This is a genomic window from Bradyrhizobium sp. (assembly GCF_035652035.1).
In the GTDB taxonomy this organism is placed as follows: Bacteria; Pseudomonadota; Alphaproteobacteria; order Rhizobiales; family Xanthobacteraceae; genus Bradyrhizobium.
Window position 1 is genome coordinate 51601 of the sequence record NZ_DASREO010000022.1, and the last position, 23075, is coordinate 74675.

Here is a 23075-nt window from a genome sequence, read left to right on the forward strand (position 1 = left end):
TACCGTCCTTCGCTCATGAAGCGTCCGAATATCCGGGTCGGGGGATCACCCTTATACGGCTTCGGACCTGCATCCAGTGTGTCAATTGGTGTCCACCCCCGGAAATCTACGGGGATTTGACACCCTCCAAAAAACGGCTCAACCGCCGCCTGCAAATGAATGACGTTCGTAATCCGACAAAAAAGGCAGGGTGGTCCCGAACGCCATCGAACTGCGCCTTGCTTCGATCCAGACAGAAAGTGCCTTCCGCAAGGCGTTTCTCCAATACTTCTAATCCTAAGGATCGTCCTAACCTGCTTTGGCAGGTTATTGGTCATATCACAACCCTGACGCTGTCAGCGGGAGGACTTTTTGACGCGTCTGGCTTAAATGCCTCGCCGAAAAATGACACCTACACCCACAGGCTGCACTAGTACCGCCGATCTGAAGTCCTTGCACGACAGGCGGCTAGTTCGATCAGGGACTTCAGATCGATAAAGCGGTACTAGAATCAACAAGTTTGCTAGCGCCCAAGACTTTCCGAAGTTCGTGAAGGTGCGCGCCGCGATAGAGCACGAACTTCAGTGGGCACTAGTGTCCCGGTTCAGACATTCGTACGATATCGCGGCAGCGCGTGTTTGCGAATGTCTGAACCAAAGGGGACACTGCAACTCTATGATTCCAGTGTGGCTTTGACTCTGACGCTCCTCGAAGAGGTCGCCGCGAAACTGAAAGGAGCATCGGAGCTAGACTGGCAAAGCCTGGTTCGGGGGCTTTTCGCGGTGCACCAGCAATAAACAACGCAGGTCGCGGGCGAGGCACGCGACAATTGCGGCCGAATCATTAGGGGACGGGCGGTGATGTCACAAATCTGTGTAACGACGAAAACTATCTTCTCAGTCCTAATATCTTCGGACTTTTTCGGGTGGCGTGGGGTTGGTGCATCTGTTGCCCGGACGACTTTGATCTTCTCGCAAGCTCGGTGACGGAAACACGCTGTGGCTCATTTTGAAGTGAATTTGCGAGCCGTGTTGGCAACCCTCGAGGAGTGCCAGGCATCTCTCATCCTGAACGGTGATCGCGACACGGCGCAACTGGTTTCGGTCGCGATTCTGGAGCTCCGGATCAAGCTCAACCGGATCGAGGATTCGGAATTGAAGGCGTTGTGCGATGCGATGGTGCGGGAGAAGGAGGGGGCGGCAAAGCCGGTTTCGTCGAAACCGCAGGAAGGCCTGCGCCCGCGTGGTCCGGTTTCGCTGAAGCTCGTCAAGTAAGGGCGTTGGCCTCCGGGCGTCACGCGGCCAGCTTCGGAAGCGGGACACTCGCGCAAGGTCGTGATTTGCGGATTTTGCGATATCCGCTAAGGAACGCCCACCATGATCCATGACGTCTCGATCCCCGCCGCGCTGATTGCGGGCCTGGTCAGCTTCCTGTCACCCTGCGTGCTGCCGCTGGTGCCGCCCTATCTGGTCTATCTGACGGGCGCGACGATCGAGCACGTCGCCAACGACGAAGCCGTATCGAGCTCCCGCCGCGCGGTCATGATCTCGGCCGTCATGTTCGTGTTGGGCTTTTCCACCGTGTTCGTGGCGCTCGGCGCCAGCGCGTCGCTGGTCGGAAGCTTCATCCATGCCTGGTCGGCCGAGCTGTCGGTTGTCGCAGGCATCGTCATCATCGTGATGGGTCTGCACTTCCTCGGGCTGACGCGCATCGATCTGTTGATGCGGGAAGGGCGGCTGCCGATCCCAAAACCCGTCGGGCTCTGGGGCGCGTATGTGATGGGGCTTGCCTTTGCGTTCGGCTGGACGCCTTGCATCGGGCCGATCCTGGCGGCGATCCTGTCGATTGCAGCTTCTGAAACCACGGTGGCGAAGGGCGCCGGTCTGCTCGCGGTCTATTCCGCCGGCCTCGGCATTCCGTTCCTGATCGCAGCCTTCATGGTCGAGCAATTCTCCGAGCTGTTTGCGCGCATGAAGCGGCATCTTGCGCGCGTCGAACAGGCCATGGGCGTGCTGCTCGTCGCCACGGGAATTGCCTTTTTGACCGGCGGTGTCTCGGCAGCCAGCATCTGGCTGCTCGAGACCTTCCCGAGTCTGCAAAGCATCGGCTAGACGTTGCTCTCGGTGATCGCCGAATAGATCATGGTTCGCAATTCGCGCCGGATCGGGGTTGCGGTCGACGGCAGCACCTGGGTCATGAAGATGGCGATCAGCTCTTCCGCCGGATCGATCCAGAACGACGTCGTCGCCGCGCCTCCCCAGGCATATTCGCCGCGGCTGCCGGGAATGAGCGTTCGCGCCGGATCGAGCGTGACGGAAAATCCGAGGCCGAAGCCGATGCCGTGATACGTGGCTTCCGAAAACAGCGATCGCGACAATTCGGGCAGCGTCTTGCCGTCAGGCAGGTGATTTGACCGCATCAGATGAAGCGTCTTCGGGCCGACCAGCCTCGTGCCATCGAGCTCGCCGCCGTTAAGCAAAGCGCGGCAGAAGGTAAGGTAATCCGCCGACGTCGAGCAAAGCCCACCGCCGCCGGAGATGAACGAGGGCGGCGAGAGGAAGGAAGAAGTCGCCGGATCGTCCTGCAAGGTGAGGCCGCCCTTGCGATCGGTGGCATGAAAGGTCATCGCGCCTTGCGGGCTTGCCGAGTAACACGCGGCCAGACGGTCGGCTTTCTCAGTCGGGACGAAGAAGCCGGTGTCTTCCATTTCGAGCGGATCGAAGATGCGCTCCTGCAGGAATTGCTCGAACGGCTTGCCGCTGATCAGCCCGATGAGATAGCCGATCACATCTGTCGAAACAGAGTAGTTCCAGGCTTCGCCCGGCGAAAACTCCAGCGGAATTTTGGCGAGATCCGATATCATCGATTGCAGCGTGCCGGCCTTCTCGACCTCGCCGAGTTTCAGTTCGCGATAGGCAGCGTCCACATTGCCCCGCTGCTGGAAGCCATATGTCAGGCCGGAGGTGTGCCGCATCAGGTCGATGATCTGCATGGGCCGCGATGGCGGGCGGGTCAGGAAGGCCGGCCAGACGCCAGCCTGGAATACGCCGAGGTTCTTCCACTCCGGGATATATTTATGGACGGGCTCGTCGAGCGCGACGCGGCCTTCCTCGACCAGCATCATGAAGGCAATGCTCGTGATCGGCTTGGTCATGGAGTAGATGCGAAAGATCGTGTCGTCCTTCACCGGGACCTTGCGCTCGAGATCGGCAAAGCCCTGCGAGGAGGAGTGGACGAGGTGACCGCGCCGATAGACGGAAAGCTGGGCTCCCGGAAAGCGGCCAGCCTCGATGTAGCGCTCGCGCAGGTGGTTCTCGATCCGCTCGAAAGCCGATTTCGACATGCCGGCGACTTCGGGAGAGGTGAGGGGGAGCGAGGCGGCCATCGGGTTTCATCTCCTGAAAAAGTGAGAAGGTGATAGCCGAAATCGGCACGGCATTCCAATCGCGTTCGGCTTACTTTGAGCTGTTCGCTGGTGTAGATTTCCCGCCAAACGGACATAACCCCAGGGACCGAGCGAAATGCCCCAATTCAATGACCAGGAACTTACCGCCGCCGTCATCAAGAGCTTCGAGGAGGTCAGGAATCCGCGGGTGAAATTCCTGATGGAGGAATTGACGAAGTCCTTGCACGAATTCGTGCGAAAGACCGACCTCACCTTCGGCGAATGGGAATATGCGATCGATTTCCTGACCCGGGTGGGGCAGAAATGCACGCCGAGCCGGCAGGAGTTCATCCTGCTCTCTGACGTGCTCGGTGTCTCGATGCTGGTGGACGCCGTCAATCACCGCGAGCGCGAAGGCGCGACCGAAACCACGGTGCTCGGTCCGTTCTATGTCGGCGAGCACAAACCGATGCCGCATGGCACCGACGTCTCTCCCAACCTTGAGGGCGAGAAGATGTTCGTGCAGGGCCGCGTCACCGATCTCGATGGCAAGCCGCTCGCGAACGTTCCGGTCGATATCTGGCACGCCGACGACGACGGCTGGTACGATTCACAAAAGCCGAACTATGAGACGGCGGGTCCGTCCTCGCGCGGGCGCTTCATCACCGACAAGGATGGCCGGTTCTTCTTCCGCACCATTCTGCCGTGCAGCTATCCGATCCCGACCGATGGTCCGGTCGGCCAGATGATCCTCGCGCTGCACCGTCATCCGATGCGCCCGGCGCATGTGCACTTCCTGGTCAATGCGCCCGGACACGAGCCGCTGGTGACGCATGTCTTCGTCGAAGGCGACAAATATATCGACACCGACGTCGTGTTCGGCGTGAAGAACGAACTGATCGCCAAGGTCGAAAAGCGCACCGATCCGACCATGCCGGACGGCAAGCCGGCGGCATCGCCCTGGCATCTCATGACCTACGAATTCCGCCTCAAGCCGGGCGAGGGCGTTGCGCCGAAGCCGATGGCCGCGACGGAAGATGCGTGAGGGTCCTATCCGCTACGCCAATCTCGCGGCCTGCAGCCAAAGCGTTGCTTGAAGCGTTTTGTGAAGTGCGACAGGTCCGAAAAGCCCCAATCGAAGGCAATGGTCCCGATCTCGCGGTCCAGCAGCGCCGGATCTTTCAGATCCGCCGCTGCGCCGTCTAGTCGACGCTCGACGATGTAGCGCGAAAACGTGGTGCCGGAGCGTTCGAACAGCTTGTGCACATAGCGCTCGCTGATGCCGACGGCGTTTGCGACTGCCGCTACGGTCAGCCCCTGTTCGCGCAGCCGCTCGTGCACGGTTCGACGCAGCGCGAGCGCCGTCGCATCCGCAAAGCACGGCGCTTCCGCCGTTTGTCCTCGCGAGCGGCGCGACAGGCTGAGTGCGACAAGATCGAGCAACACGCCGAACAACCGAACGCCGTCCTGTTCGGTCATTCGCAGTGCGCCGGAGTTCAGCGATCGCGCGGTCTCAACGATGAGATGGCCAACATATGGATCGTCTGAGACCCGTTCCGCCTCGAAGTCGAAGGATGGCGGCAGCCGATCACGCAGCGCGCGCGAGGGTACCCAGAATGAGGCCACCGCAAGCGCCGGCCCGCGATCATGCAGCAGTTTGAGTTCGCGGTCGCTGTCGATAATGCCGACCTGGCCGCGCGACAGGCTGACCTCTCGATCGCCTTGCAGCATGCGGCATCGGCCGGCGATCTTGAGGTTGAGGTAGAAGCAGCTCTCACTCGACGCGGCGATATCGGCGCGACGACGGTTGACGGTATGCTCCGGAAACGCCACCCGGTTGATTGCGCCGGCCCCAAGCCGGATCGTCTCGACCTTCGCCGGAAAGCGTAACGTCACCGCCGATTCCGGCGTCAGGTTCATGAAGGCCTGGCAGATCGCCTCGCGATAATAGGAAAATTGCTCCAAGGGGCGTGTTTCCGCGGTATCCCAGATGAAGTGCCGCGGCCGCCTTTCGGAAATGACCTGCTCCATCAGTTCGCTCCGAGACCAATGCGGTTCAGCGCCAGACAAGCGCTGAGGCCCCCGCGCGGTTCAATATGGCTGAACCGACGCCGACACCCGGCCGATCTAACCATTCCTCGGGAGGAGCCACAACATGTCGACTTACGTCCTCGTCCACGGAGCCTGGCATACTGGTGCCGAGTTGGAGTCCGTCGCCGCGCCGATTCGCGCCGCCGGCCATCGGGTCTATACGCCGACGATCAAAGGCAATCGGCCGGGTGATGCCAAGACGACGGGGCTCAAGGAAGCGATCCAGTCGATCGTCGATTATCTCGCCGAGAACGATCTCAAGGAGGTAGTCCTGCTCGGACATTCCTATGGCGGCATGGTTATCACCGGCGTCGCCGACCTCGCGCCGGAGCGGATTCGCAGGCTGGTCTATTGGAACGCCTTCGTCCCGAATAACGGCGAGTCGCTCAACGATATGGTGCCGCCGCAATATGTCGGCTTGTTCGATGCGATCGCGGCCGAGCGGGGCGATGGCTCGGTGGTACTGCCGTTCCCGATCTGGCGCGAGGCTTTCATCAATGATGCCGACCTTGAACTGGCAAAGCGCGCCTACGACATCCTCAATCCGCACCCGCTCAAAACCTTCACCGACAAGATTGCGCTGAAGACGAATCCGGCGGAGATGCAACTCGCCAAGTCCTATCTCAACTGCACCGAAGACGTCGCGCTGCCGCATAGCTATCCCTGGCATCCGCGGTTGTCGGAAAAACTCGGACTGTTTCGTCTGGTGCAGGTCCGCGGCAGCCATGAACTGTGCTTCTCCGATCCCGTGCGACTGGCGACAGCGATCATGGAGGCGGGGAGAGACTAGTGTGGCGGTTCAGAAGTCCGCGGCACTGTTGCCGCGGTTTCTTCATGCGGACTTCTGAACCAAAGCCACACCAGATCATTAAATTGGCTAGTGTCCTTTCGATTCCGAAGTTCGAAACGTGGCTCCCAAAAATGCTGCGAACTTCGGAATCGGGACACTAGCTCCGCCGAAGCGGCAAGCGTTTCGGTTCGAAGGCTTACTGGCGTGACGCCTACAGGTCATCCAGGACTGGCGGATCGAACCAGTTCGTCAGGGACAAGCCGCCGTCAACCACAAAGGCTGCTCCGGTCACGTAGCCGGAGATCCGGTTTGAGAGCACGGCGAGCGCCATCGGCGCCAGATCCTCGGCCTTGCCGATGCGGCCAAGCGGAATATGACGCGAGAGCGAGGCATCGGCGACAAATCCGCCGGCGGCGATAGCGCCCGGGACGAGTGCGTTGATGCGAATGCCGAAGCGGCCAAGGCTCTTCGCCAACTCCTTCACCATCATCGTGAGCGCCGCCTTGGACGTGCTGTAATGCGGCAGGTTTCGCGGCGTGCCGGCGTGGAGTGACGTCAGCATCAGAAACGATCCCGGCGTCTTCGTCGCAATGAGCTGACGGGCCAATTCGCGCGACAGGTAAAAGGCGGCATCGACATTGACCGCGCGCATCGCCTCCCAGGTGTCAGCATCGACCGCGAAGGCGTGGTCGGCCTCGCGGCGTGGGGGCGAAGCGCTGTGAACGAAATGCGTCACTTGCCCCAGCGCTGCCTGCGCATGTGTCAGCAGGGCGTCCCAAGCGTCACGACGCGCCAGGTCTCCAACCCACGGCACCGCCAGCTCCGGGCGCGGCGCGGCTTCGACCGCCGCAGTCACTCTTTCCGCGCTCACATCCGCGAAGATGGTTCGCACCCCTTCGCCGGTCAGAGCATGCGCGATGGCGCGGCCGATTCCGTTTCCCGCACCCGTGACGAGGGCGGCTTCATGCGTTGGATCGAAGGGGTTGCTGAGGAGGCTCATATGACATCCGCGTCTTGCTGCAAGGTGAGATCGGTTCGGTTCTGCTACACGGCCTTGTGCGCAACTGCTGCGCCGCGTCGATCGGGCTCCTTTTGAGCTGCGGAGCTGAACTCGATCTCCTGATAACCCTTCGCAGCGACGCCATCGGCGATGGCGCGGAATTTCGGCGTGCCGCCGTTGAAGAGGAAGTAGCGGATCGTGCCTTCCTCATGGCCGGCGACGTTTGAGTTGTAGCCGGTGAACCACGACTTGGCTTTGCGCATCAGCATGATCTCGTAGGTCTTGACCACGTAAGCGGTCCAGCGCTCCTCCGCCTCTCGCCTTGCGTCGGCCCTGACGTAGCCGCGATCCCACATGTATTGCAGCAGGTCCGTGCACCAGTTGACATTGCTCTCGATGCCCCGCGGGAAATTCGTCGAGGCGGACGCGCTTTGCGGTCCGGTCGGCATCAGCAGATTGGGAAAGCCGTGAATGAGAATCCCGAGGAAAGTCGACGGCGCATCCTTCCATTTTTCGGCCAGTGTTTTGCCGCCGACGCCTCTGATATCGATCCGGTCGAAGGCGCCGGTGATGGCGTCAAATCCGGTGGCGTAGACGATGATGTCGAATTGATAGTCGCGTTCGCTCGTCTTGAGGCCATCCTCGGTGACACGAACGAGCGGCGTCTCGCTGATGTCGACGAGGTGCACATTGTCGCGGTTATAGGCCTCCAGATAATTCGTCTCGAGCGGCAAGCGCTGCACGCCGAAGCCGTGGTCCCTCGGGATCAGCTTTTCCGCAACCCTGGGGTCCTTCACGCGGCCGCGGATGCGCCCTGCGATGTAATCCGACAGCTCGGCATTGGCGGCTTCGTCCATGAAGATCTCGCGAAAATTCGCAAGCCAGATGCCAAAGCCGGGCTCGTCATAGAGCTTGTCCCACAGCTTGACGCGTTCCTCGCGGCTCACCTCGTAGAAGCCGTGTTCCTGAGGTCCATGCACGAAGCTCCCCGGCGTCAACGCGCAGGCGGCAAAGATTGCGTCATAGCGCGCACGAATGTCGGCCATTTCGTGCTCGGAGATCGCTGCGTTGTTGAGCGGTGCGCTCCAGTTCGGCCTGCGCTGGAACACCGTGAGGTCGCCGACCTTGTCGGCGATTTCGCCGATCAACTGGATAGCGGTTGCGCCGGTGCCGATCACGGCCACCCGCTTGCCGGCGAGATCGACGCCCTCGTGCGGCCAGTAGAAGGTGTGGAATGAGCGGCCCTTGAAGTCGTCCATGCCTTCGAGTTTCGGCAAGGTTGGCGTGGACAGCAGTCCGATCGCGAGGCTGACGAAACGGCACGTCAGTTCGCGGCCGTCGCCGGTCTTGATGTGCCAGAGGTCGTGTACGTCGTCGAACTGCATCGCCACGACCTTGCAGCCAAACTGCATGTGCTTTCGCAAATCGAATTTTTCAGCGACGTAATTGAGGTAGCGCAGATTTTCGGGCTGGCTGGAAAAATGCTCGTTCCAGTGCCACTCATCGAGCAGTTCGCGCGAGAAGGAGAAGCCGTAGGTGTAGCTTTCGGAATCGAAGCGGCAGCCGGGATAGCGGTTCCAGTACCAGGTGCCGCCGAGATCGGGCGCGGATTCAAGTACGGTGGCGTCGACACCGAGGTCGACGAGCCGCTTGATCTGGTAAATGCCCGCGACGCCAGCGCCGACGACAATCACCTCATAATGGGTTTTGGCTTGCCCCATCATCTCCTCGGGAGGCGTCGGGTTTGCGTGGATTGCAACGGCAAGTCTATGCCGGCCTTTCGGAAGTTGGAAGCATCGCCTGCACGATTGCCAGCTTGATCACGAAGCTGTCGTTGATCTAAGCTTGGAAAAAATAGTCGGCTCGTATCAGAAGCCGAACGCAACAAACAAGTCACGGGAGGTGCAGTTCAATGAGCGGGCTCATTACGCGTCGCACGATGTTGGCCGGCAGCGCCAGCCTGTTAGCCTCGCCCTGGGTGGCCAGGGCGCAAGCCAATACATTGCGGATCGGGATGCAGAGCATCCTGTCAGGTCCGATCGCGCTGCTTGGCACTTCCTCGCGCAACTCGCTGATGATCGAGCAGGAGCGCATCAACGCCGCCGGTGGTTTTCTCGGGCGGCAGATTGAATTCGTCTTCCGCGATTCAAAAGGCCAGCCCCAGGAAGCCGCCCGCATCACGCGCGAACTGGTGAACAGCGCAGGCTGCGAGCTCTTGATCGACGCGGAGGCCTCATCTGGCGCCTTTGCGGTCCAGGAAGTCGTACGCGACCTCGGTGTCGCCTGCCTGCACACCAACAGCGAGACCTCGTCGCTGACGGCTGATCCCAAAATCCGCGCTCCCACCGCCTTCCGCGTTGCGCGCCAGGGCGTTCACGATGCGGTGGCCGGCAGCATCTATCTTGCCGACTACGCCAATATCAAGAAACTCAACAAGTGGGCGACCTGCTCGCCGGACTATGCCTATGGCCGTGATACCACGGCGCAGTACCTGGAATTCTTCAAGAAGTTCAAACCGGACATCGAGATCGTCACCGAGGGCTGGCCCAAGCTCGGCCAGCCGGACTTCACTGAAGTCATCACCAAGCTGATCCAGGCCAAGCCGCAGGCGCTGTTTACGCTGCTCTATGCCGGCGATCTCTCGGCATTCGTGAACCAGGGCAACGTTTATGCGCTGTTTTCGCAGATGACGGTTGCAACGCCGAATGTCGATTATCCGGTGTTGGCGGCGATCAAGCAGCTCCCGCCCGGCATTCAGTCGGCGACGCGCTATCTTGAAACATTTCCGGATACGCCCGCCAACAAGGAATGGGGCCAGGCCTATCTCAAGAAATGGAACGAGCGGCCGACCAACTGGTCGTGGCAGAATTCGGTGGCCATGCATTTCTACGAGGCAGCGGTCAAGAAGGCCAACTCGCTCGATGCCAAGGCCTTGGCCGCGGCCCTGACCGGCATGAAGATCAACTCGCCATTCGGCGCCGACGGCACGATCACCATGCGCGATGACCACACCATGGTCGGTTATGCCATCGGCTGGGGCCAGACCACGCCGAAGGAGCCGTACATCATCGATGTCAAACCCGCCGACTGGGGCAAGATCGTCGAGCTCGAGACGGACTGGAAGAAGCAGCAGAAGTACATCTAGGTTCCGATGGATCTCGACGCCCTCGGCGCCTGCCTCACAACGCCCGCCTGCGTGGTCACCCAGACCACCAGCGGACTGATCGTGGGCATGCTGCTGTTCCTTGTCGCCGCCGGCGTGACGCTGATCTTCGGCGTGCTGAAGATTGTCAACTTCGCCCACGGCACCTTCTATATGCTCGGCGGCTACGTCGCCTATAGCGCATTCGGCGCAACCGAGAGCTATGCCCTTGCAGTGCTGGCGGGGGCGCTTGCGATGGCGCTGTTCGGTGTAGCGTTCGAGCGCGCCTTGATCAGCCGGGTCTATGGCTCCAACGTGCTGATGCAGCTTTTGATCTGCTACGCGGTGGTGTTGATCTTCGATGACATCGTGAAGATCGTCTGGGGCCCCGAGTTCCACGCGATGGGAATGCCGCCGGCGTTCCAGGTGATGCCGTTCTTCATTGCAGGCGGCGTTGTGCCGCCGTTTTACGCCGTGCTGATCGGAATCGCCGCGCTGATCGCGATCGTGCTTGGCCTCGGCCTTTCGCTGACGAGGCTCGGCAAGACGGTGCGCGCCGCTGCGATCAATCCGCAGATGGTCTCGGCACTGGGCGTCAACACGACGCTGCTGTTCGCGGTCGTGTTCGCGATCGGCGGTGGGCTGGCGGGACTGGCAGGCGCGCTCGCGGCGCCCGTGCGTTCGCTGTCGCCCGGCATGGGGTTCTCGATCCTGATCGAGAGCTTCATCGTCACCGTGATCGGCGGCATGGGCTCGATCGCGGGCGCTCTTGTGTCGGCACTGATGATCGGCATGGTCCGCGGCTTCGGCACGATCGGCTTTCCAAAGTTCACCGACGGACTGATCTACATCGTGATGATCGGCATTCTGGTCCTGCGCCCGCAGGGCCTGTTCGGACGCCGGCAATGAAGAAGCGTCCCGCGTTACGCGATGCAGCGATATCAGCTCTTGTCCTGATCGTCGTACTGGCGATCCCGTATCTCTATCGCAATGCAGCCTTCGAGGATTTCATCATCCGCTTGAGCGCCATGGCGCTGTTTGCGACTTCGCTCAACCTCCTGGTCGGCAACGCTGGCATGGTGTCGTTCGGCCACGGCATGTTCTACGGCCTCGGCGCCTATGCCTTCGGGCTGACGATGCAGATGACGGACCTGTCGCTGCCTGTCGCTGCCGCGTTCGCGGTGCTGCTCACGGCCTTCGCCGCGCTCTGCGTCGGCGCCATCTGCGTCCGGCTCTCAACGGATTACTTCGCCTTCATCACGCTCGCGTTTCAGATGCTGTTCTTCAGCGTGATTATCTCCTGGCAGAGCCTCACCGGCGGCGACCAGGGTCTGCGCGGCGGCATCCCGCGCCGCGAGATCTTCGGTTTCGAGCTCACCTCGCAGCTTCATCGCTACGAGTTCTGCGCCGTCGTGGCGGTGCTCGGCCTTCTGGCGCTGCGTCATATTTCGGCGAGCCCGTTCGGCCAGACGCTGCGCATGATCCGCGACAACGAGGAGCGCGCGAGCTTCCTCGGCGTGGTCTTGTGGCGGGCGCGGCTTTGGGCGTTCACGATCGCCGGCGCGTTCGCCGGACTGGGCGGCGTGCTCGCCGCGTTGTTCGTCTCGGGCGCCTATCCCGAACTCGCCGATTGGCCGAATTCGGGGCAGGCGATCTTTGCCGTCATGCTGGGCGGCATCAACAGCTTCCTCGGGCCCGTGCTGGGCGCCGCCATCCTGCTCGCGCTGAACGATGTGGTGACACGCTTCACCGAATATTATGGCCTGGTTCTGGGGATCATCATCCTGGCCTTTGCGCTCGGCCTGCGCCGCGGCGTGCTCGATTTTCTCAAGCTGGCCTTGCCCGGACGAACGCGATGAAGCTTGAGATCAAAAATCTTACCAAGGCGTTCGGCGGCGTGCGCGCCATCGACGACGTCTCCTTGACCTTTCCGTCCGGCTCGCTGTCGGCGGTGATCGGTCCCAATGGCGCCGGCAAGAGCACGTTCTTCAACCTGATCAGCGGCGCATTCCCGGCGGACGCGGGTCAGGTGCTGCTTGACAGCGAGGACGTCATTCGCCTCTCCAAGAACGATCGGATGCGCCGCGGTATCGGGCGGGCGTTTCAGGTCGCAAGCTGCTTTCCGACCATGACGGTGGAAGAAAATCTGATGGCTGCCGTCACCGCCCATGCCGGCCGGTGGGGCGATCTCTCCCGTCGCTTTCCGCCAATCGGCGTGCGCGAGCGCGCCGGTGAGATGATGGAGCTGGCAGGCCTGACGCACGTTGCTGATGTCGAGGCGGCGATCCTCTCGCACGGCGACCAGAAACTGCTGGATATCGCGCTGGCGCTTGCGCTGGAGCCCAAGGTGCTTCTGCTCGACGAGCCGACCGCCGGCATGGGTCCGGAGGAGCGCTGGCGCATGATCCGCCGCGTGCGCGATCTGTGGGAGCAACGCCAGCTCACGCTGGTGTTCATCGAGCACGACATGGATATCGTCTTCCAGGTCGCCAGCACCATCCGCGTGCTTTGCTACGGCCGCGTCCTCGCCGAAGGCACCCCTAGCGAGATCCGCAACAACCAGGCCGTGATCGACGCCTATCTCGGAACCGAGGAGGCTCAGGCGGAATGACAGAGCTCCTCCGCGCCGAAGCGTTAAGCGCCTTTTACGGCGCGAGCCAGATCTTGTTCGACATTGATCTCGCGTTACCGGAAAAACGCACGCTGGCGTTGCTCGGGCGCAATGGCGCGGGCAAGAGCACAACCATGAAGACGCTTGCGGGAATTGTCCCGGCGCGAGGCGGCCGCATCTTCTTCGCCGGACGCGATATCACGCGCGCGCCGCCACATGTGCGCGCTCGGTTGGGACTCGCTTATGTGCCGGAAGATCGGCAGGTCTTCCCGGAACACAGCGTGGAAGACAATCTGCTGATTGCCGCCAAGACCGGTCCGGACGGGCGGCGGGACTGGACGCTGCCGCGCATCTGGGAAACCTTCCCGATGCTCGCGAGGCTCCGTTCGCGACATGCGGGCCGCCTGTCCGGCGGCGAGCAACAGATCCTCGTGATCGCGCGCGCGTTGATGGGCAATCCTCTCGTGCTGCTGCTCGACGAACCAAGCGAGGGCCTTGCCCCGATCGTGGTCGCCACCATCGGCAAAGTGCTGCGCGAACTCGGCGCGGGCGGCGCCACCATTCTGCTCGCCGAACAAAACATGCATTTCTGCCTGCGCATTGCCGGGGAAGCCGCCGTCATCGACAAGGGACAGGTCGTGCACCGACAGGACACGGCTGGTCTCGCCCGCAATGAGGATATCCGCCGCCGCTATCTTGCGATGTAGCGATCGCCTTGATTGTTTTTCAGCCAGTAATTGCTCTTGATGATCCGGCCGATTGTCATCTTCGTTGACTAGCGATTGAGCGAGGCCATCGCTGCTCCTGCGTTGACAGTCGCGACTTGTTTGAAATTCCCGCGTCGAATCGCAGTCGATTTGTGCAACGTGTGTAGCGGTTGCGCAGCACGCTGCCCGCGTAGCAGTCAAACAGTGAATCTTGCCCACCATTCGGTGCTTTTTTTTGAGCGTCTATGCCCAAGGTTTGTGCGGCGCACAACAATTGAGCGGCTGCAAATTTTGAATGCTGATTGCTGCGATCCAGGCGATGGCCGTCGGTTACGTAAGCCAATGTAATTTAATTGTTTTTCGCGATGCGGCGGCTTGGCACGAAGCTTGAATAGCATCATGCCGACGCCATCGATGCCGTCGCTGAAAAGCCATTCATCCGATTAGCGACCGCTTGCCCGGGCTTCGCTCGGTCTGCCTCGCCATGACCAGGGATGACGAGCCGACAGGCCCCCTTCACGCAACCAAGGAAGTCTCAATGAGCGCGAAAGACCCGACCTGGATTTCGGACTGGAACCCCGAAGACACAGCCTTCTGGGAAACCAAAGGCAAGGTGATCGCCCGCCGCAACCTGATCTGGTCGATCGTGGCCGAGCACATCGGATTTTCGGTGTGGCTGATCTGGAGCATCGTCGCCACGAAACTTCCGGCGGCGGGCTTCCACTACACCACCGACGAGTTGTTTCAGCTCGTCGCCATTCCGGGGCTGATCGGCTCCTTCATGCGCTTCCCCTATACCTTTGCGGTGACGACGTTCGGCGGGCGCAACTGGACGATCTTTTCGGCCTCCGTACTCTTCATCCCGACCTTCGGGCTCGCTTATTTCGTCAGCCAGCCCGACACACCGTTCTGGCTGATGCTGCTCGTTGCGTCGACCGCGGGTCTCGGCGGCGGCAACTTCGCCTCCAGCATGGCCAACATCTCTTTCTTCTATCCGGACCGCATGAAGGGCTGGGCGCTCGGGCTCAACGCCGCCGGCGGCAATATCGGCGTTTCCAGCGTTCAGTTGATCACGCCGATCCTGATGGGCGCCGGCCTCATCAATCTCTACCAGGCGGCGCCCGTCTCCGGTGTCTATCTCCAGAATGCCGGGTTGATGTGGGTGCTGCCGCTCATCGTCGCCGTGTTCGGCGCCGTCTATTTCATGAACAACCTGACCTCGGCGAAGTCGTCGTTCAGGGATCAGCTTGCGATCGTCAAGCGCAAGCACACCTGGATCATGTCCTTTATCTATATCGGGACGTTCGGATCCTTCATCGGCTACTCGGCGGCGTTTCCGCTCCTGATCAAGACGCAGTTTCCCTCGATCACCATCGGCATCGCGTTCCTTGGGCCTTTGGTCGGCTCGCTGTCGCGCCCGTTCGGTGGTCTGCTCGCTGACAAGATCGGCGGCGCGATCATCACATTCTGGAATTTCATCGCGATGGCGGCTGCTACCATCGGCGTCATCTATTTCGTCGGTAACAAGGACTTCATCGGCTTCCTCGCGATGTTCCTGATCCTGTTCGTGACGACCGGCATCGGCAACGGATCGACTTACCGGATGATCCCCTCGATCTTCCGCGAGGAAAACTTGCGCAAAGCGCAAGGCAAGGGCGAAGCCGGCCGCGCGCTCGCGCTCAAGACCGCGAGCATCGAAAGCGGCGCGGCGCTTGGCTTCATCGGCGCGATCGGCGCTTGCGGCGGCTACTTCATCCCGAGCGGCTTCGGCAAATCGATCGCGATCACCGGCGGCCCGCAGCTCGCGCTCGTCATCTATCTCGGCTTCTACGCGATCTGCCTGGCTTTCACCTGGTGGTTCTACCTGCGCCGCAGTCCCGCGGAAGCAGGTGCGACCAGCCTGGCCCAGGCGCGCATCTAGGAGTGCGAGCCAGATCCGAGAAGCGTGCGGCTTTCAAAATCGGCTCATCCTGTGAACCCGCAAGCGGGGTGCGATGACTACAAAGCGCAAGCAACCGGACAGGAGAAGAACATGACACCCGATCAGATCAAACTTGTGCAGCAGAGCTTCTCGAAAGTCGCGCCGATCTCCGAGCAGGCGGCAACTATCTTTTACGACCGCCTGTTCGAGGTCGCACCGCAGGTGAAGGCGATGTTTCCCGCCGACATCAGCGAACAGAAGAAGAAACTGATGGCGACGCTCGCGGTCGTGGTCAACGGTCTGACTGATCTTCCTTCGATCCTTCCGGCGGCAAGCGCGCTCGCCAAACGTCACGTCGCCTATGGCGCTAGGCCCGAGCATTACCCCGTGGTCGGATCGGCCCTGCTTTGGACGCTGGAAAAGGGACTCGGCAGCAGTTGGACGTCTGATGTCGCGGCGGCGTGGACCGCGGCGTACGGCACGCTGTCCGGCTTCATGATTTCCGAAGCCTACGGCACCCCACAGGCAGCCGAATAGGAGAGGCCATGAGCGAACAGCTCGTCATCGTCGGCAATGGAATGGCCGCGGTCCGCCTGGTCGACGAACTCGCCAAGGTCGCGCTCGGACGCTACGCCATCGCTGTCATCGGCGCGGAGCCGAGGCTTGCCTACAATCGCGTGCTGTTGTCGTCCGTGCTGGCAGGTGAAACGACTTCGCACGAAATCGAGCTCAAGCCCGCCAATTGGTGGCGCGACCGCGGCGTCACGCTGAAATATGGCTGCACCGTCGACGAGATCGACGTCGGTCGCCGCGAGCTCAAGATCGCGGGCGAAGAGAGCGTGACCTATTCAAAGCTGGTCCTCGCCACGGGGTCGACCCCATTGCGGCTCAACCTTCCGGGCGCGGAGCTTCAGGGCGTGCACACCTTTCGCGACAGCCGGGATGCCGACCTGATGCTGTCCTTGGCCGCAGGCAAGAAGCGCGTGGTCGTCGTCGGTGGCGGCCTGCTCGGACTTGAAGCCGCTTACGGGCTTGCCAAGGCAGGATCTCCGGTGACGCTGGTGCACCTGATGGACCGGCTGATGGAGCGCCAGCTCGACGCACCGGCGGCGGCGCTTCTGAAATCGCTGGTCGAGAGGAAGGGCATCAAAGTCCTGCTCAACGCCAACACCGGCCGCATCATTGGCGAGAAGCGCGTCGAGGCTGTTGAGCTCAGCGATGGGCATCGGATCGATGCCGACGCCGTGATTCTCGCCGCCGGCGTCCGGTCGAACATCACACTGGCCAAGGAAGCCGGCATTGCGGTCAATCGCGGCATCATTGTCGACGATCACCTTCAGACCGGCACCGAAGATATCTTCGCGCTCGGCGAATGCGCCGAGCACCGCGGCATCTGTTACGGCCTGGTCGAACCGGCCTATGAACAGGCGCGGGTATTGGCGCAGCATCTCGCTGGCCGCAAGGCGGCTTACCCTGGCAGCGTGGTCGCGACCAATCTGAAGGTGTCCGGCGTCAGCGTATTTTCAGCCGGCGAATTTCTCGGCACCGACCGCAGCGAGTCTGTCGTGCTCAGCGACGTCAGGCGCGGCACTTACAAAAAGCTCGTCATCGAGGATGGCCGGCTGACAGGCGCCGTGCTGGTCGGCGATACCGTGGATGCGCTTTGGTATCTCGAATTGATCCGCAATCGCGAGACTATCGCTGCCGTTCGCAAGGACATGATGTTCGGCAGGCCGGCCGCAACATTGGCCAGGGCCGCATGACCGAGCGGGTGCAATGACGGCGATCGATCCTGCTCTGCGCGCAACTTCCACCACATGCCCTTACTGTGGCGTCGGCTGCGGCGTGCTGGCAACGCCGGACGGGCAGGGCGGCGCGGCGATCTCGGGCGATCCCTCGCATCCGGCCAATCTCGGAAAACTTTGTTCGAAGGGCTCGGCGCTCGGCGAGACTTTGGGCCTCGAGAACCGTCTGCTCCATCCGATGATCCGTTGCAGCAGTGGCTCGATGGAGCGGATCGCCTGGACGGATGCGCTCGACCATGTCGCGCATCGCTTTGCCCATATCGTGGCGCGCGACGGTCCGGGCGCGGTGGCGTTCTATCTTTCCGGGCAATTGCTGACCGAAGACTACTACGTCGCCAACAAGCTGATAAAGGGGTTCATCGGCAGCGCCAATGTCGACACCAATTCGCGGCTGTGCATGGCGTCTTCGGTCGCGGGCCACCGTCGCGCCTTCGGCGCCGACACGGTACCCGGCGTTTACCAGGATCTCGACGAAGCCGATCTTCTGGTGCTGGTCGGCTCCAATGCCGCCTGGTGTCATCCTATCCTGTTCCAGCGCATGATCGCCAACAGGCAGCGGCGCGGCGCGCGGATGGTCGTGATCGACCCGCGCAAGACCGATACATCGGAAGACGTCGATCTGTTCCTCGGCGTGAAGCCCGGCACCGATGCCGCGCTGTTTTCCGGTCTGCTCGTGCATCTTGCCGATAACGGCTTGCTCGATCGCGAGTACATCGATCGTTATACGGCGGGGTTCGACGAGACGCTGTCGCGCGCCCGAGGGCTGGCCGGGAGCGTGACGGCAACCGCCTTGGCCACTGGCCTTGCCGAGCAGGACGTCGCCGCGTTCTTCCAGCTCTTTGCGTCGACGCCGCGCGTGGTCACACTCTATTCCCAGGGCGTAAATCAGTCGGCGCAGGGCACCGACAAGGTCAACGCGATCCTCAATTGCCATCTCGCAACGGGACGGATCGGCAAAATCGGCGCATCGCCGTTTTCGCTGACCGGTCAGCCCAATGCGATGGGCGGCCGCGAGGTCGGCGGGCTTGCCAATCAGCTCGCCGCGCACATGAACTTCACGCCGCCAGACATCGATCGTGTGCGGCGGTTCTGGAACGCGCCGCGCATCGCGACGCATGAAGGGCTGAAAGCGGTCCAGATGTTCGAGGCGATCGGCCGCGGCGAGATCAAGGCGCTGTGGGTGATGGGCACCAACCCGGCGGTGTCGCTGCCAGACGCCGACGCCGCGCGCGCGGCGCTCAAGAAACTCGAACTGTTCGTGATTTCGGAAAACGTGCTTTCCAACGACACCGTCGGCGCCGGTACGCATGTGCTCTTTCCGGCGCTTGCCTGGGGCGAGAAGTCCGGCACCGTCACCAATTCGGAGCGGCGCATCTCGCGCCAGCGCGCGTTTTTGCCGGCGCCCGGCGAAGCGCGGCCGGACTGGTGGATCATCGGTGAAGTCGCAAAACGTCTCGGCTTCGGCGCGGCGTTCGACTACAAATCAGCAGCCGAGATTTTCCGCGAGCATGCGGCGCTATCCGCCTTTGAAAACAACGGCAGTCGCGATTTCGATATCGGCGCCTTGAGCTCGGTGTCCGACGAAGGGTTCGACGGCATGGCGCCGATCCTGTGGCCGTTTCGATCAGGCGATCTCGAGCCATCGGAACGATTTTTTTCCAAAGGCGAATTTTTCACCGGCGATCGCAGGGCGCGCTTCGTTGCGCCGGAACGGCCTGTGCTGCGCACCGAGACCCATGAGGGGCGACCGCTGCGGCTGAACACCGGCCGTATTCGTGACCAGTGGCACACCATGACGCGCACCGGCACCAGCCCGCGGCTGGGTGCGCATCTGCCGGAACCGTTCGTCGAGGTGCATCCCGACGATGCCGCGCGGCATGGCCTCGCCGACGGCTCGTTCGCGCGCGTCACCACCGATCACGGCCAATGCACGCTCAAGGTCGTGGTCAGCCCGCGGCAACAGCGCGGCATGCTGTTTGCGCCGATCCACTGGAGTGAAGCGAACGCCTCCAGTGCGCGCGTTGGCGCGCTGGTGGCGCCTTTCACCGATCCGTTCTCCGGCCAGCCGGAAGCCAAGGCGACGCCGGCGTCGATCGCCCCATATGATTATGTCTTCCGTGGCTTCGTGCTGTCGCGCAAGCAGCTCGCTTTGCCGGAGCATGCGTGGTGGGCGCGCGCCACTGTCAGCGGCGGGCTCGGCTATCTCATCGCCGACAATGCCGACCTGAAGGATTGGTCGGCATGGCTGCGTTCGGTCGATGGCGGCGAATTCGCCGAATACAGCGATTTCGGCGGCGGCGTCTATCGCGCGGCATCCTTTACTGGCGATGCGATCGAGACCTGCCTGTTTCTGGGGCCGGCGCGCGACGCCGGCGACTGGGATGTCGTCAAGGAATTGTTCGCGGCGGGCCAGCTCACCGACGACCAGCGACGGGTGCTGCTGTCAGGCAAGCCGGTGGAAGGCCTTGCAAGCACGGGACCGGTGGTCTGCGCCTGCTTTGGCGTCGGCCGTACCACGATCTGCGACGCGATTGCCGCCGGCGCGCGTTCGGCGGCCGAGATCGGCGCGCGGCTCAAGGCCGGTACCAATTGCGGTTCGTGCATTCCCGAAATGAAGCGCCTGATCGCAGCGGCCGGTACTGCGCCCGATCTCGAGCAACGCCGGCTGGCCGGCGTCGCCAACTGACGACGGTTCAGCGCTGGCGGGGCGATCACCGCGGTTCGCCGGAGAACGTCCGCTGGAGTGCCGACGTCAGGTCAAGCGCAGCTTTCGGGAGCGGGCCTTTTTGCACCGCTGCGAATGCATCCTCAAACTGTTGCGGCGTCGCCATGCCGACCAGAATCGTCCCCATCGCCGGGTGCGACAGCGCAAAGCGCGTGGCGGCTTCAGTCAGGCTGGCAGCGAAGCCTTCGTTCACCAGCGGCATCAGGCGGCCTGCGCGTTCGAGATCGGCGTCATAGCTGATGGCCGAGCCGATCGGCGCGGGTGGTGGACTCGCGATCGGATGACGCTCGGCCGACCCCGACAGCGCGCCGCCCGCGAGCACGCGGATGCCAACGACGCCAACATCGGCCGCTTTGGTGTGATCGAATAGTCGTCCATAGTCTTGCGCCGGATAATTGATCGGCAATTCTTCGCCCGCCGATGGATTGAGCATGTTGTAGACGACCTGGGCGCTGTCGAAGGCGCGTGCATCGATCACTTGATGCAGGGCCGCGGTGTCGCCGACGGCCGTGATCCCGAGAAAGCGGATTTTTCCCTGCTGGCGCAGGCGCTCGAATGCCGGCACCACGTCGCCGAGCACTTGGCTGACGCTCAGCGCCGATCCGCCTTCCGTCTCAGTAATTGCATTATGGAGGTGAAAGATGTCGACCCGATCAAGATTTAGTCTCGCCAGACTGCCTTCGAGCGACCTCGTGACGGCATCGGCAATGCGGCCGAACTCATTCGCCTGCAACCTGACCTTGGTGCCGACGACCACGTCGGGCGGCTTCAGCCTTTGCAAGATGCGGCCAAGATTCCTTTCGGATTCGCCGTCGCCGTACTGCACCGCCGTGTCGAAGTAATTCACGCCGGCTGCGATCGCGCGCGCGATGGTTTGCTCCTGGTCGGCAGGATCGCCGCGCACCATGATTCCGCCGACGGCGCCGCAGCCGAAGCCGAGCGCCGAGAGCTGCATTGCCGTGCGCCCAAAGGTCCGCAACTGCATCTTTGCTCCTCCGATACCAGTGTCCCGATTCCGAAGTTCGTAACCATTTCTGGAGCCACTTTCGAACTTCGGAATCGAAAGGACACTAGCAAACCTATTGATCTAGTGTGGCTTTGGTTCAGAAGTCCGCATGACGAACCCGCGGCAGCAATGATGCGGACTTCTGAACCGCCACACTAGCCGCCCTTGACTGCGCCCGCGGTCAGGCCCGCCACGATCTGACGCTGCGCAAACACCGTCAGCAACAGCACCGGCAAAGTGACGATCAAGGCTGCAGCCGCGAGCGGACCCCAGCTCAGCTGGTCGTAAGAAATCATGTTGTAGACGGCGACGGGCAGCGTGCGCGTCTCGCGTCCGGCCAGAACGATGCCGAACACGAAATTGTTCCACGAAAAGATCACGGCGAGGATGAAGGCGACCGCGATTCCCGGCTGCGCGATCGGCAGCGCCACATAACGAAACACCTGCCAGCGCGTCGCGCCGTCGATCATGGCCGACTCCTCGAGCTCGTTCGGCGTGGATTCGAAATAGCCGATCATGATCCAGATCACGATCGGTACCGTCACCACCAAATGAATGATGATCTGCGGCCACAGCGTGCCGAGCAGGCCGAGCCATTGAAACAACAGAAACAGCGGAATGAGGTAGGAGAGGCCGGGCGTGATGCGCGCGATCAGGATCACGGCGGCTGCCTTGTGCGCCCGCATCCGCGCGAGGCCATAGCCGGCGGGCACGCCGACCAAAAGGGCAAACGCCGTCGCCGCGCCCGTGACGATCAGGCTGTTGAAGAAATAGGTGACGAACCGGTTGGAGGCGATGACGGCGGAATAGTTGCCCCAGTTGAAATGCTCGGGGATGAAGATCGGCGGATAGGACGCGTTGTCGATCTCGAACTTGAGCGACAGGGAGAGCATCCAGAGGAAGAACAGGATCGCCGGCGAGACGACGGCGAGGACCGCCAGTGCAAGTCCGGCCTGGCCGGCCAATCGGCGCAACGGCGTCATCGCACGTCTCCGCCGTCGTTCCAGTGCGTCCTGCGCCGCAGCCACAGCAATGCGCCGGCGAGCGCCACGATCAGCGCGAAAAAGACCACCACGATGGCGGAGGCATATCCGACGTCGTAATAGACGAAGGCGACGCTATAGAGGTAGACGTTGATTGTCTCCGAGGCGTTGCCCGGACCGCCTTGGGTGATCGCGAAGATGATGTCAAAGCTCTTCACCGCGTCGATCATGCGGATCATCGAGGCGATGAAGAGAAACGGCGCAATCAGCGGCAACGAAATGTAGCGGAAGGTCTGCCAGCGGGTCGCGCCATCGATCAGGGCGCTCTCGTAGGGCTCGGTCGGAATCGAAGCGAGGCCGCCGAGCACGATCAGCATCACCAGCGGCGTCCACTGCCAGGTCTCCACCATCACCAGTGAGGGAATGACGGTTGCGGGATGAAACACCCAGAGCTGCGGCGGGACGCCGACCAGCGAGAGGAGATAGTTGAGGATACCGAGCTGCGGATGGAACATCATCGTCCATACCAGCGCGATCGCCACCGGAGTTGCCATCATCGGCATGATGAAGAGACCGCGCAGGAAGCCGCGCATCGGAAATTTGGTGTGAAACACCACCGCCGCGAATGTACCGAATATCAGCGGCAGGGCGACCGACAGCGCGCTGTAGACCAGCGTATGCCCGATCGCCTCGATGAACCTGATGTCGCTCGGTAGCCGAATGTAGTTCGAAAGGCCAATGAAGGTCGGTGCAGAGCCGACCTTCCACTCGTGCAGGCTCATCCAGATGGTGTAGGCCCACGGAAAGATGATGATCGCGAGCACGACGAGCAGCGCCGGCAGCACGAACGGCCAGTAGGATGGAGGTCGCCACCCGTTCGGTTCACGCGCGGCCGCCTCCGTCTGCGCGGGAGAGATTTCTGCGGAGCTG

The 23075-nt window shown here is 62.0% G+C and carries 20 protein-coding genes; 13 read left to right on the forward strand and 7 right to left on the reverse strand.

The annotated features are described in order from the left end of the window. Positions 1-977: 977 nt before the first annotated feature. Both VFB05_RS08215 and VFB05_RS08220 read left to right on the forward strand, forming a co-directional pair. Positions 978-1253: a hypothetical protein gene (locus tag VFB05_RS08215; RefSeq protein WP_325010873.1), complete on the forward strand. Its 276-nt coding sequence runs from the start codon at positions 978-980 to the stop codon at positions 1251-1253. A 102-nt stretch (positions 1254-1355) separates the two neighbouring features. After that, positions 1356-2090, forward strand: coding sequence for a cytochrome c biogenesis CcdA family protein (locus tag VFB05_RS08220; protein ID WP_325010875.1), 735 nt, complete (start codon positions 1356-1358; stop codon positions 2088-2090). Here VFB05_RS08220 and VFB05_RS08225 read toward each other — a convergent pair. Continuing rightward, the gene (locus VFB05_RS08225) at positions 2087-3364 is read right to left on the reverse strand and encodes a serine hydrolase domain-containing protein (protein WP_325010877.1); all 1278 of its coding nucleotides are present in this window, start codon (positions 3362-3364) and stop codon (positions 2087-2089) included. The genes VFB05_RS08220 and VFB05_RS08225 overlap by 4 nt on opposite strands. A gap of 136 nt (positions 3365-3500) precedes the next feature. On the opposite strand from VFB05_RS08225, the gene VFB05_RS08230 reads away from it, so the two are divergent. After that, positions 3501-4409, forward strand: a complete 909-nt coding sequence (locus VFB05_RS08230) for an intradiol ring-cleavage dioxygenase (protein ID WP_325010879.1) — start codon at positions 3501-3503, stop codon at positions 4407-4409. A 5-nt stretch (positions 4410-4414) separates the two neighbouring features. Here the strand turns inward: VFB05_RS08230 and VFB05_RS08235 are convergent, their stop codons facing one another. Further along, the gene (locus VFB05_RS08235) at positions 4415-5395 is read right to left on the reverse strand and encodes a helix-turn-helix domain-containing protein (RefSeq protein WP_325010882.1); all 981 of its coding nucleotides are present in this window, start codon (positions 5393-5395) and stop codon (positions 4415-4417) included. A gap of 124 nt (positions 5396-5519) precedes the next feature. Here VFB05_RS08235 and VFB05_RS08240 point away from each other — a divergent pair, with 124 nt between their 5' ends. Next, complete coding sequence (locus tag VFB05_RS08240) at positions 5520-6245, forward strand: alpha/beta hydrolase (RefSeq protein WP_325010884.1); 726 nt, start codon at positions 5520-5522, stop codon at positions 6243-6245. Positions 6246-6456: 211 nt separating this feature from the next. On the opposite strand, the gene VFB05_RS08245 is transcribed toward VFB05_RS08240, so the two are convergent. Next, entirely contained in the window at positions 6457-7245 is a 789-nt protein-coding gene (locus VFB05_RS08245; RefSeq protein ID WP_325010886.1) for an SDR family oxidoreductase, read from the reverse strand. A gap of 44 nt (positions 7246-7289) precedes the next feature. After that, positions 7290-8966 (reverse strand): NAD(P)/FAD-dependent oxidoreductase, encoded by a 1677-nt coding sequence (locus tag VFB05_RS08250; protein ID WP_325010887.1) that lies wholly within the window; start codon positions 8964-8966, stop codon positions 7290-7292. Between the two features lie 191 nt (positions 8967-9157). On the opposite strand from VFB05_RS08250, the gene VFB05_RS08255 reads away from it, so the two are divergent. From VFB05_RS08255 to VFB05_RS08295, 9 genes are all read left to right on the forward strand, one after another. Further along, positions 9158-10390 carry an ABC transporter substrate-binding protein gene (locus VFB05_RS08255; RefSeq protein WP_325010889.1) on the forward strand — a complete coding sequence of 411 codons (1233 nt, stop codon included), beginning with the start codon at positions 9158-9160 and terminating at the stop codon, positions 10388-10390. A gap of 6 nt (positions 10391-10396) precedes the next feature. Beyond that, positions 10397-11296, forward strand: coding sequence for a branched-chain amino acid ABC transporter permease (locus VFB05_RS08260; RefSeq protein WP_325010891.1), 900 nt, complete (start codon positions 10397-10399; stop codon positions 11294-11296). After that, a complete protein-coding gene (locus VFB05_RS08265; RefSeq protein WP_325010893.1) occupies positions 11293-12246 on the forward strand; it encodes a branched-chain amino acid ABC transporter permease in 954 nt (317 codons plus the stop codon). Before VFB05_RS08260 ends, VFB05_RS08265 begins: the two co-directional genes overlap by 4 nt. Continuing rightward, a complete protein-coding gene (locus VFB05_RS08270) occupies positions 12243-12998 on the forward strand; it encodes an ABC transporter ATP-binding protein (RefSeq protein WP_325010895.1) in 756 nt (251 codons plus the stop codon). The genes VFB05_RS08265 and VFB05_RS08270 overlap by 4 nt, the downstream gene beginning before the upstream one ends. Beyond that, entirely contained in the window at positions 12995-13705 is a 711-nt protein-coding gene (locus VFB05_RS08275) for an ABC transporter ATP-binding protein (RefSeq protein WP_325010897.1), read from the forward strand. Before VFB05_RS08270 ends, VFB05_RS08275 begins: the two co-directional genes overlap by 4 nt. Positions 13706-14243: 538 nt before the next feature. After that, on the forward strand, positions 14244-15626 hold the full coding sequence (locus VFB05_RS08280) for an MFS transporter (RefSeq protein ID WP_325010899.1): 1383 nt from the start codon (positions 14244-14246) through the stop codon (positions 15624-15626). Positions 15627-15737: 111 nt separating this feature from the next. Further along, positions 15738-16163 carry a globin family protein gene (locus VFB05_RS08285; protein WP_325010902.1) on the forward strand — a complete coding sequence of 142 codons (426 nt, stop codon included), beginning with the start codon at positions 15738-15740 and terminating at the stop codon, positions 16161-16163. Positions 16164-16171: 8 nt separating this feature from the next. Then, a complete protein-coding gene (locus VFB05_RS08290) occupies positions 16172-17389 on the forward strand; it encodes an NAD(P)/FAD-dependent oxidoreductase (protein ID WP_325010904.1) in 1218 nt (405 codons plus the stop codon). Between the two features lie 13 nt (positions 17390-17402). Continuing rightward, entirely contained in the window at positions 17403-20117 is a 2715-nt protein-coding gene (locus tag VFB05_RS08295; protein WP_325010907.1) for a molybdopterin-dependent oxidoreductase, read from the forward strand. Between the two features lie 25 nt (positions 20118-20142). On the opposite strand, the gene VFB05_RS08300 is transcribed toward VFB05_RS08295, so the two are convergent. From VFB05_RS08300 to VFB05_RS08310, 3 genes are all read right to left on the reverse strand, one after another. After that, on the reverse strand, positions 20143-21141 hold the full coding sequence (locus VFB05_RS08300) for an aldo/keto reductase (RefSeq protein WP_325010909.1): 999 nt from the start codon (positions 21139-21141) through the stop codon (positions 20143-20145). A 176-nt stretch (positions 21142-21317) separates the two neighbouring features. Then, positions 21318-22145, reverse strand: a complete 828-nt coding sequence (locus tag VFB05_RS08305; RefSeq protein WP_325010911.1) for a carbohydrate ABC transporter permease — start codon at positions 22143-22145, stop codon at positions 21318-21320. Further along, the gene (locus VFB05_RS08310) at positions 22142-23062 is read right to left on the reverse strand and encodes a sugar ABC transporter permease (RefSeq protein ID WP_325011215.1); all 921 of its coding nucleotides are present in this window, start codon (positions 23060-23062) and stop codon (positions 22142-22144) included. Before VFB05_RS08310 ends, VFB05_RS08305 begins: the two co-directional genes overlap by 4 nt. Between the last annotated feature and the right edge of the window lie 13 nt (positions 23063-23075).

Excerpts from the sequence above, each read along its gene's own strand:
- VFB05_RS08220 (WP_325010875.1), top strand. The coding sequence starts at position 1,356 with ATGATCCATGACGTCTCGATCCCCGCCGCGCTGATTGCGGGCCTGGTC.
- VFB05_RS08225 (WP_325010877.1), bottom strand. The coding sequence starts at position 3,364 with ATGGCCGCCTCGCTCCCCCTCACCTCTCCCGAAGTCGCCGGCATGTCG.
- VFB05_RS08230 (WP_325010879.1), top strand. The coding sequence starts at position 3,501 with ATGCCCCAATTCAATGACCAGGAACTTACCGCCGCCGTCATCAAGAGC.
- VFB05_RS08235 (WP_325010882.1), bottom strand. The coding sequence starts at position 5,395 with ATGGAGCAGGTCATTTCCGAAAGGCGGCCGCGGCACTTCATCTGGGAT.
- VFB05_RS08240 (WP_325010884.1), top strand. The coding sequence starts at position 5,520 with ATGTCGACTTACGTCCTCGTCCACGGAGCCTGGCATACTGGTGCCGAG.
- VFB05_RS08245 (WP_325010886.1), bottom strand. The coding sequence starts at position 7,245 with ATGAGCCTCCTCAGCAACCCCTTCGATCCAACGCATGAAGCCGCCCTC.
- VFB05_RS08250 (WP_325010887.1), bottom strand. The coding sequence starts at position 8,966 with ATGGGGCAAGCCAAAACCCATTATGAGGTGATTGTCGTCGGCGCTGGC.
- VFB05_RS08255 (WP_325010889.1), top strand. The coding sequence starts at position 9,158 with ATGAGCGGGCTCATTACGCGTCGCACGATGTTGGCCGGCAGCGCCAGC.
- VFB05_RS08260 (WP_325010891.1), top strand. The coding sequence starts at position 10,397 with ATGGATCTCGACGCCCTCGGCGCCTGCCTCACAACGCCCGCCTGCGTG.
- VFB05_RS08265 (WP_325010893.1), top strand. The coding sequence starts at position 11,293 with ATGAAGAAGCGTCCCGCGTTACGCGATGCAGCGATATCAGCTCTTGTC.
- VFB05_RS08270 (WP_325010895.1), top strand. The coding sequence starts at position 12,243 with ATGAAGCTTGAGATCAAAAATCTTACCAAGGCGTTCGGCGGCGTGCGC.
- VFB05_RS08275 (WP_325010897.1), top strand. The coding sequence starts at position 12,995 with ATGACAGAGCTCCTCCGCGCCGAAGCGTTAAGCGCCTTTTACGGCGCG.
- VFB05_RS08280 (WP_325010899.1), top strand. The coding sequence starts at position 14,244 with ATGAGCGCGAAAGACCCGACCTGGATTTCGGACTGGAACCCCGAAGAC.
- VFB05_RS08285 (WP_325010902.1), top strand. The coding sequence starts at position 15,738 with ATGACACCCGATCAGATCAAACTTGTGCAGCAGAGCTTCTCGAAAGTC.
- VFB05_RS08290 (WP_325010904.1), top strand. The coding sequence starts at position 16,172 with ATGAGCGAACAGCTCGTCATCGTCGGCAATGGAATGGCCGCGGTCCGC.
- VFB05_RS08295 (WP_325010907.1), top strand. The coding sequence starts at position 17,403 with ATGACGGCGATCGATCCTGCTCTGCGCGCAACTTCCACCACATGCCCT.
- VFB05_RS08300 (WP_325010909.1), bottom strand. The coding sequence starts at position 21,141 with ATGCAGTTGCGGACCTTTGGGCGCACGGCAATGCAGCTCTCGGCGCTC.
- VFB05_RS08305 (WP_325010911.1), bottom strand. The coding sequence starts at position 22,145 with ATGACGCCGTTGCGCCGATTGGCCGGCCAGGCCGGACTTGCACTGGCG.